Consider the following 8667-nt stretch of genomic DNA (forward strand, 5'->3'; position numbering starts at 1 on the left):
ATTTTCCTCGACCGCGTACCGTGTGCAGGCGCGAATGGCGTAGCTGACCTCGGGCCGACATTGCGTAAAGGGATCGACGTGCTCGCCGGCCGCGGCCAGAAACTCGGCCCCCGTCATGCGTTCAGGCAGGCGCGATTCGTAGCGCTCGCGAAATAGCGACGGCGCCAGGTTCGCCAGGTAGCCGGCGAACCGATCGTCGGTAAATCGTGGAATGCGTGCGCTGTCGTCGCGCCGCACCGCGATCCCTTCTTGGTCGCAGATCAACTTGTAGCCCATGAATCCAGCGGCCCGGGCTGCTTCGTACTCGATGCCCGTCACCGCATGCGACACGCCCGAATCAATCGCCCAGCAGGCCAGCCGGTCGGGCAGGCGCACCAGCGGTTGCGGCAAGCAGGGCTGGCACACCAGCGGCAGCACGCACCCTTCGTCGCCCAAGACGACCGCAATCTGATCCATGATGCCACAGGCGCTTTCGGCAATGACGTTTTCGGCCCATTGGCAGGCTTCGGCCAGCGCGACACCTTCGAGCGGCACACCGTACGCGCTCGCGGCGGCTTTCATGACCGCAACTTCGATGGCGGCCGAAGAGCTGACGCCTTTGTTCAGCGGCACTTCGGAATCAATCAGCACCGTCGCGCCATGACGCACGAGGTCGGGCGACTCGCGCTGCAGCCAATAGAACAGCCCGAGGACGTAAGCCGTCCAGCGGATCGAGGGATCGCGGTTGACCAGGGCCCGGACGTGGGCTTCGTCGGTCAGATCAGCGAGCGAGAACTCGGCACGCGCCTGCCAGCCGAGCGCCGCCATTTGCGGATTCACGAGCACGATTCGCTCATCGCGGCGCACCTGCACGGCGGCCCACGTGGCTTCGCGAATCGCGGCTTCGAAGACCATGCCGCCGGTGTAGTCGTCGTTGCCCCCCATCAGATCGAGCCGCCCCGGCGCGCGGGCGACATAGACCGAGGCAGCGAGCGAAAACAGTTCTTCGCCGCGATGCAGGGACCGGACTTTTTCCAGAAAATCGCTCATGCCAACGCGCGAATCGAATCAAGCAAATACGAAATGGCCGCGTCCGTCAAACGCGGATGAATCGGCAAGCTGACATATTGGTGGAAGAGTGCCTCGACCACGGGGCATTCCCCTTCGCCATGACCACGATCGCGAAAGGCCGCGGTCAAATGCATAGGCATATAGTGAGACCAGACCTTGATGCGCTTCTTGGTATAGAGCTCCCACATGAAATCTTCTTTCGACAGCGGGAACTCTTTCTCGACGAGCACGCAGTAAACATGAAACGTATGTTCGACGTCGGGGGCGACGTAAGGCAACGTCAAGCCACGCACGTCGGACAGGCCGGCCGTGTATTGGGCTGCGATCTCGCGCCGCTTTTGATTGAAGCCGTCGAGTTTCGCGAGTTGCACTAAGCCGACGGCGGCCTGCGCATCGGTCATGCGAAAGTTGTAGCCGACGTCGGCGAAGTCGAGCATCCAGTAGCGTTTGCCCATCGGCCGCTCGCGCTCGTCGATCGGCAGATACTTTCCCTTCGGATCATAGGTCAAGCAGCACAACGACCGGTAAGAGAGCAAGCGCTCGAAAAGCACCGGATCGCTGGTCGTCACCATGCCTCCCTCGCCGAGGGTGACCATGTTCTTCTGCTGGTGAAAGCTGAAGACGCCGATATCGCCCAGCGAGCCGGCTTTGCGCCCCTTGTACAGGCCACCCGGAGCGTGCGCGCAGTCTTCGACAATCTTGATGCCGCGTGGCCGGGCGAGCGCTACGAGCGCGTCCATATCGCAGCACTGACCGTACAAGTGGACAGGCAGAATCGCTTTGGTGCGCGGCGTGATCTTCGCCGCGACGGCGGCCGGATCGAGATTCAATGTCCGCGGGTCGATATCGGCGAAGACGACCTTGGCGCCCCGCGCGGCGATGGCGTTGGCCGTCGAAATCCAACTCAGCGGCGTGGTGATTACTTCGTCGCCCGGGCCGACGCCGACGGCGATCATCGCCAATTCGAGGCCAGCCGTGGCGTTACACACGGCCAGCGCGTGGCGAGTATTGCAATAGGCAGCGAAGGCGTCTTCGAATTCTTTGACCTTCGGACCGCACGACGGCGCGCTAGCGGCTAATACTTGGCGCAACGCCTCGGCCTCTTCCGGACCGTAGATCGAACCATGGTTGAATTCCAGCTCGTGAACGGCCTTAGGCAGTTCCATGGACCGCTCTTTCGATGACTTGTTGGCAGGTGGGAGGGACGAAGCCCGTCAGCGCTGGCAGGCGCCGACAAACGAGGAAATCGTCGATGCCACGTGGCGCCCGGCCCGGCACCGGCGCCGTTTGCGGAACGACCAACTCCGGCGAAGCGCCCAGCGCCACGGCAATGCGCCGCGCAAGCTCGTAGCGGACGATTTTATCCGATGCGCCGACGTGGAAAATGCCCTGCGCCTCGCGCCCAGCCAGGTCGACCAGGAGGCCGGCCAATGTGCCGACGTCGATCGGGTTGCGATACTCGAACGTCGGTGTAATGACCTGCTGCCCGGCCGCGAACGAGGTGGCCAGCTTGTCGACGTACGAGTTGGTTCCAGGCCGCGCACCGCGCCCCAAGACGAGCGACACGCGTACGATCGCGGCCGCGGGCAGGATCTCGGTGATAGCCGCTTCAGCCCGGGCTTTCGTGCGCCCGTAGAAATTCACCGGCGTCGGCGCGGCATCTTCCGGGTAGACCTTTAGCGAGCCGTCGAACACCGCGTCGGTCGACGTGAAAACCAGCCGGGCCCCGCGGCGGCGACATTCCTCGGCCACATGGCGCGGCCCCTGGTGATTAATTCGTTCGGCAAGGTCTTGCTCGCGCTCGCAACGATCGATGTCCGCGAGCGCCGCGGTGAGGATCACGGCCGTAGGCTGAACCTGATCGAAGGCCGAACGTATGCTCTCGGTGCTCGTGATATCGATCGACACGTCCGCTTGCTTGACGGCCGGCTGCCGGGAGCCGGCAAAGACTTCGAAGTGCTGCCCGCCCCCCTGAGCGACGTGCGCGCCGACAAAGCCCGTGGCGCCGATCACGAGCAATCTTGGTTGGGAAGAACTTGACATGATCCTCGGGCGATAGACCCGTTATTTCGTCGCCGCCTGGTCGATGGCCCGCCACAGGCGCAGCGGATGATCGGATTGAATCAGGTCGATGCCCCACTCGATCGCCTGCCGATACTGGGCGACCGTGGTGTCCCCCTTGGCGTCGGAAAACACCTTGATGCCCAGCTCGTGGCAATGTGCAATATACTCGGCCGATAGCAGCTTCCACGACGTATCGACGGCATAGGGCTTCAAACGCTTCGCCAGTGTATCGACATGACTGGCCGCGGCGACCGGCGCCAGCGTGCGGATGGCCGGATTGATCGCCTTGAGCTTTTCCAGATACACCGGCCCCTGGTAGACGACCGTCCGCTCGACCAGGCCGTGCCGCGCGACGGCCTCGGCCAAGACCTCGGGCGTGATATCTTTGGCATCGAAATACAGGCCCATTTTCGGCGGGAACTTAGCGAGGTACCCATCCATCTCCGGCACGGCCGCGCCGGCGAACGGCAAACCGAACCAGCGGCCGGCGTCCAGCCCGCGCAGAGTTTCGGCCGATGCCTGTCGCACGCGACCGTGGCCATTGGTCGTACGATCGAGCGTGCCGTCGTGCAAGAGAAAAAAGGCACCGTCGCTGGTGGTGTGTACGTCGATCTCGACAAAATCGGCGTGCAACCGCTCGGCCGCTTCGAGCGAGGGAACGGTGTTTTCCGGTGCGTAGCGCAGCGCGCCACGGTGCGCGGCATAGAGCACGTGCCGATGGGGCGTGCGCCGTGCGATCGTATGTGCAATAAAGCTCTCCGGCCGGTCGGTGCGCACCGCGTCGGCGCCGGCGGCAACGACTTTATCCCATGTGTCCGCGTTATCGTTGGCTCCGCTCACGTCGGCCACGAGCGTGAACTTCCTGTTATGCAGGTCGCTGCAGTATTCTTTGGTCACGGCGGCGACTTTCGCCGTGACGACCGAAGGGGTATTGCTGGCAGCGTCGTTCGCGCGCGGGCTTGTCGATGACAGAGCGGCACCCGGCTCTCGAACGAGGACGACCTTTCGTTCGGTCAGCTCGTGTACGCGAAGCGCGGTCGCTGGATCGGCGATGATCGCCACCTGACCGGAGTCCGTTCCCGCCAGCAATTCGCGCGCGAGTTGCTCGGGATCGACGTCGCGACAGACGAGCACCAGACCGATCTTGTCGCGCGTCAGGGCGAGACATTCGGCGAGCGTCATGACCTTGGCGCCGGCAAACCGCGGCGCGAACCAGGTGCCCGCGTCAAGCGATTGCAACTCGGCGAGGGTGAGATCCTTGAGCGCCCCGCTTCCCGATGTTTTACCGTCGACGCGATCGGCGTCGAAAATGACATGCTGGCCGTCCTTGGTACGACGAACTTCGAGCTCAACCGCGTTCAACTCATCCTCGATGGCCATCATGATGGCTCGGGCCGAATTCGGCGGCGCCTGCTTTTGATATCCGCCCGGCACGATGACCTTTGGGATCGCCGACGGCTGCGACGGCGTAAACGGCTGGCGGCCTTGGTCGGCGGAATAACTGACCGTGGCGAACGGCGCGATCAGTATCGCCATGAGCAGAAGGGAGTTTCGCATGAGGGTGGGCGGTGCGAGGCGGGAGGTGCAAAAGCAATGACGGCGGCAAGACGCCGGCGGGCACCACGAGTTTAACCGCCCGGCACGTTCATGCCAGGGGCATGGGAACCTGTCAGTGCGTTAGATGGAAATTGAATCTCTGGAGTCGTTAAGATTTCGGCATGAACCCGTGCATCGCCACTCGTTGATCCGCGATCGACAATCGGCATAGTTGGCGTGCTCTCGAGGTAGCCATGGACGATGCTCTGCTACAGCAAGCGGCTGAGTGGATTCGCGGCGCGAAGGAAGTCATGGTCTTCACCGGCGCCGGCGTTTCGGCCGAAAGCGGCATTCCCACGTTTCGCGACGATAGCGGGCTGTGGCAGGAATTTCCGCCTGATCGATTTGCCACCTGGCAAGGGCTGCTCGATACGGCGGCGCGCGATCCGCGCCGGCTGGCCGAGTTCCTGCACGCCGTGCTCGCGCCGATTGCCGCGGCCGCACCGAATGCGGCCCATCGTGCGATCGCGACAGCCGAGCGCCACGTTGGCATTAAGGTCGTGACCCAGAACGTAGATGGCCTGCACCAGGAGGCGGGCAGCACGTGCACCTACGAAATCCATGGCTCGTTTTTCGAAATCGTCACGCGCGAGCGCAAGTTCCTCAACCTCGTCTCGCGGGTCGAGCTCCGCAAAGTCGCTCAGCGTCTGGAGCGCGCGGCGCAGGGGCACTGGGCCCTGCCGCGCGTGCTGTGGGCGATGCGGCCGCTCGTGGGCCTCGGAACACGGGGTGTCTATCAGCCCCATTTGGTTCTGTTCGGCGACGCGCTGGCCGAACCGGCCTGGTCGCAGGCGCTCGAAGCGGCGGAAGCGTGCGACCTGGTCTTGCAGATCGGCTGTTCAGCGGCCGTGTGGCCCGCCGCAGGCTTGCCGTTCGAAGCACGCAACCGAGGTGCTCGCGTTATTGCCGTCGATCCCCACAGCGCGGCGGGCGACCTATGGTTGAAAGGCACGGCGGCCGATGTCGTGCCGAGGATTTTCGATTTGGCATTCGGAAAACGCCTGGATCAATAGTCATGCACGAATCGGCAACTGCCGAATCACGGTATTCCGAAAAGCCAGCGCGGTCACGCCTCGTCCTTAAGATGGCGCTCGCCGCGGTTCTGCTGCTGCTCGGCCTGATGTTGGGCCGCGCATTCGGTCACCGCATCCCGGCGCTCGAAGAATGGATCGCCGCACAGGGAGCATGGGGTTACTTCGTGTTCGTGGGAATCGTGATCGTGGGCACTTCATTGTTCGTGCCTGACACGGTCTTCGCGGTCGCCGCCGGTGCCCTTTTCGGGGTGATCGGCGGCACACTCGTGATGGTGGTTGCCAGCCTCTTGACGGCCGCGCTCGACTACGGATTAGCACGCCTGTTCCTGCAAGCACCGGTGCGGGCGTGGCTGGAGCGCAATCCGCAAACCGCGGCCGTCGCGCAGGCCGTGGATCGCGAGGGCCTGCGCTTTCAATTCCCGCTGCGGCTGACGCCCGTCAACCCGGTCTCGGTCAGCTATATGCTAGGCGCCGCGGGAACTCGCTTCGGCAGTTTTATGGTGGCGTGCCTGGGCCTGGCGCCGGCGCTTTTCGTGGAAGTGTACTTCGGCTACGTGGCCAAACACGTCGCCAAGGCCTCGGGCAAGGTGAGCGAACATTCGACCTTGCACATGGCGCTGTCGATTGCCGGGCTGGTCGCGTGCGTTGCCATGCTCGTCTACACGATTCGTCTGGCACGCCGGGCGATTCACGAGGCTCAGACGCACGCTGGCGATGCCGAAGGGCCGCCAAGCGCCGCCGTCCCGGCAAGTAAGTGACGACTAATGGACTGCTATATCTCGGGCGCAACGGGCAGCAGGCGAGACCGATTACCCCACGCGCGGCACCCCACGAGCGCGGTGCTTCCCGCAACCAGCAATATCGCCGTTGCCGGCTCGGGCACGACCTGAACGGCGAGAGTGGCCGTCACCGGAAAATGATCGGATGGGTACAGCCCATTGAACGACGTGTGTACGATCGCCGCTGCCGTGGCCGTGAAGGTATTGGCGTCGTAAAAGATGTGATCGATCGCCGAGCCGGACTGATTGCCGGTGAAGTCGTGGTAGGTCGCCTCGTTGGGTCCCACGGTGGGAAACACGTGGCGGTAGGCGTCGGTCAGTTTGTATCCGCTCGAATTCGCGCCGCTGAGCGTTTGCAGCGCCGTACTGCCCAGTGTGGTGTTGAAGTCGCCCAACACAAGCATCGGCAATCCGCCCGCCAGTTGCGCGAGCTCGGCGCGCATAAAGGTCGCAGATTGTTGTTCGGCCAGCGTATCGAGCGACCAATGGGTGTCCGCGACGAAGTACGTCTGATGGCTTTGGTTGTCGTACAGGTCGACCCAACTGACCATGCGCGGGTTTCCGGTGTCGGAACCGCCGCCGACGAATGTCGTGCCGGGAACCGTGGGCGTGGTGCTCAGCCAGAAATCGCCCGAGGCGACGGCCGTGAACCGCGAGGTCAGGTAGAAAATGCCGTTGGTCTCGCCGCTGTTGGGGCCGTTACCGCCGTTGCGCCCCTGGCCGTAGTAGGTGTAACCCGGGAACGCGGCCTGGAGATCGGCAACCTGGTTGGGCAGCCCCTCTTGTTCGCCAAAGATGTCAGGAGCAGCGGCGGCGATCACGGCTTCGGCCTTGTCGCGGCGGTCGCCGGTGGTGACAAACGGCGGAATCGTGTGCCAGCCGTTCGCAGAGAGTTGAGTTATTCCCACGCCGTCATCGAACCTGATGTTGAACGTCATCACGTTCAGATTGACCGTGGCGGCACGCGCAGAGCGCAATTGCCAGAGAGCTGCCAGGCAGCCGAGCGATAAGACCAAGAGGCAGGCCGTCGATGGCAAGAAACGCGATGTCGTTCGATTCATGAGCTGCTCGACAATGTTGGAGTCGTAAGGAGCGGTACGATGTTCCGACTGCTGAGAGATACGGCGACGCGCGCCCCGGAGTGACGGTCCGAAACGCGGGTGCGGTTTCAGGGAAAAGCGCGGCAAGCCCGCACAGCGTGGTGCGTGCAGACGAGCATGAAAGATATCAAGCGCAGGGCGAGCCTGGTGGACCGCACAAACCGGCTTGAAGGACGCTCAGTAGCGTATCCCCTGCTGAATAGCGGATATCGATCGTCGTCGCGCCGATCGAGGCGGACCGCAATTCGCGCCGCCAGCCGAATAGCCTAAAAGCGAAGTTACGCGGAATCAAGCTGAATGTGCCTGACTGCGGGCAAGCGAAACCGTTGCATCGCTCCCCTTGTCAACGTCCGAAGCTACTTCGCAAACAGGTGATGGCGGGACGAAGTTTGACCTGTGAGCGCGGAACCACCACGTACATTCTTTCGGTGATTTAGAGAATAGGGCTGCCGGCTGGCATAAGTGGGAAGCTAATGACAGTGGCCGGCAGCCCCGCTGACCCGTCGCGAGTATAGTGACCGGCGACACGCAGGACAAAGAATCCGTTCCGTGTCCCCTGGAAGAGTTAGGCCGGCAGGATAGCGGCTGCACCGATTCGCGACGCGGACGATCAAGTCGAACGGGCCGCGTGGTTTAACTGCGGCCCTTAACACTTTCCGTCGCGGTTAGCTTCGCCCGGGCGACTTCTTTTGCTCAAGAGGGGTTCGCCGGTGAGCGCCAGGCAGATTTGTCCGAGCTGTATCGCGCGGCAGTGCCGCTTCTTTCGGCTGAGGCGCCGCTCGGTTCTTTTTCATCGGACACGGGGGATCAGTACTGTCCGGTTAGAAGTCGAATAGGCGTCGTTGGTTAGGGTCGGGGTCTGTACGGTTTTGGTGTTGTGAGGTGGAAAGTAGCTGTAAAAGTGGGTTTTCTCGAAGGTATTGACAGACAAGATTTGGAGGATTTCGGCGAGGCTGAGTTCGCTGTTGAGTTGCTTCTTGAGGATGGCGGCCAACAGGTAAACGCTCACGGCGATCCACACTTGGGTCTTCACCGCGTTGACCG

At 62.8% G+C, this 8667-nt stretch carries 7 protein-coding genes and 1 pseudogene; 2 read left to right on the forward strand and 6 right to left on the reverse strand.

Going from position 1 to position 8667, the window contains the following annotated elements; genetic code table 11:
- The 4 genes from VHD36_23410 to VHD36_23425 form a co-directional block, all read right to left on the reverse strand.
- The coding region (locus VHD36_23410; GenBank protein HVU90299.1) for a galactokinase family protein at positions 1–1029 on the reverse strand (1029 nt) is incomplete at its 3' end.
- Complete coding sequence (locus VHD36_23415) at positions 1026–2216, reverse strand: DegT/DnrJ/EryC1/StrS family aminotransferase (GenBank protein HVU90300.1); 1191 nt, start codon at positions 2214–2216, stop codon at positions 1026–1028. The genes VHD36_23410 and VHD36_23415, both read right to left, overlap by 4 nt.
- Positions 2203–3093, reverse strand: a complete 891-nt coding sequence (locus VHD36_23420) for an NAD(P)-dependent oxidoreductase (GenBank protein HVU90301.1) — start codon at positions 3091–3093, stop codon at positions 2203–2205. Before VHD36_23420 ends, VHD36_23415 begins: the two co-directional genes overlap by 14 nt.
- Positions 3094–3114: 21 nt before the next feature.
- The gene (locus VHD36_23425; protein ID HVU90302.1) at positions 3115–4671 is read right to left on the reverse strand and encodes a glycerophosphodiester phosphodiesterase family protein; all 1557 of its coding nucleotides are present in this window, start codon (positions 4669–4671) and stop codon (positions 3115–3117) included.
- 233 nt (positions 4672–4904) lie between these two features.
- Here VHD36_23425 and VHD36_23430 point away from each other — a divergent pair, with 233 nt between their 5' ends.
- Together VHD36_23430 and VHD36_23435 are read left to right on the forward strand one after the other, a co-directional pair.
- Positions 4905–5723: a Sir2 family NAD-dependent protein deacetylase gene (locus tag VHD36_23430; GenBank protein ID HVU90303.1), complete on the forward strand. Its 819-nt coding sequence runs from the start codon at positions 4905–4907 to the stop codon at positions 5721–5723.
- 2 nt (positions 5724–5725) lie between these two features.
- Entirely contained in the window at positions 5726–6502 is a 777-nt protein-coding gene (locus VHD36_23435) for a VTT domain-containing protein (GenBank protein HVU90304.1), read from the forward strand.
- A gap of 14 nt (positions 6503–6516) precedes the next feature.
- On the opposite strand, the gene VHD36_23440 is transcribed toward VHD36_23435, so the two are convergent.
- Entirely contained in the window at positions 6517–7584 is a 1068-nt protein-coding gene (locus tag VHD36_23440) for an endonuclease/exonuclease/phosphatase family protein (GenBank protein HVU90305.1), read from the reverse strand.
- Between the two features lie 943 nt (positions 7585–8527).
- Positions 8528–8667, reverse strand: a pseudogene (locus VHD36_23445) (IS4 family transposase).

It is taken from the genome of Pirellulales bacterium (assembly GCA_035546535.1).
Taxonomy (GTDB): domain Bacteria; phylum Planctomycetota; class Planctomycetia; order Pirellulales; family JACPPG01; genus JACPPG01.

Coding starts and splice junctions, on each gene's coding strand:
- VHD36_23415 (HVU90300.1), bottom strand. CDS start 2,216: ATGGAACTGCCTAAGGCCGTTCACGAGCTGGAATTCAACCATGGTTCG.
- VHD36_23420 (HVU90301.1), bottom strand. CDS start 3,093: ATGTCAAGTTCTTCCCAACCAAGATTGCTCGTGATCGGCGCCACGGGC.
- VHD36_23425 (HVU90302.1), bottom strand. CDS start 4,671: ATGCGAAACTCCCTTCTGCTCATGGCGATACTGATCGCGCCGTTCGCC.
- VHD36_23430 (HVU90303.1), top strand. CDS start 4,905: ATGGACGATGCTCTGCTACAGCAAGCGGCTGAGTGGATTCGCGGCGCG.
- VHD36_23435 (HVU90304.1), top strand. CDS start 5,726: ATGCACGAATCGGCAACTGCCGAATCACGGTATTCCGAAAAGCCAGCG.
- VHD36_23440 (HVU90305.1), bottom strand. CDS start 7,584: ATGAATCGAACGACATCGCGTTTCTTGCCATCGACGGCCTGCCTCTTG.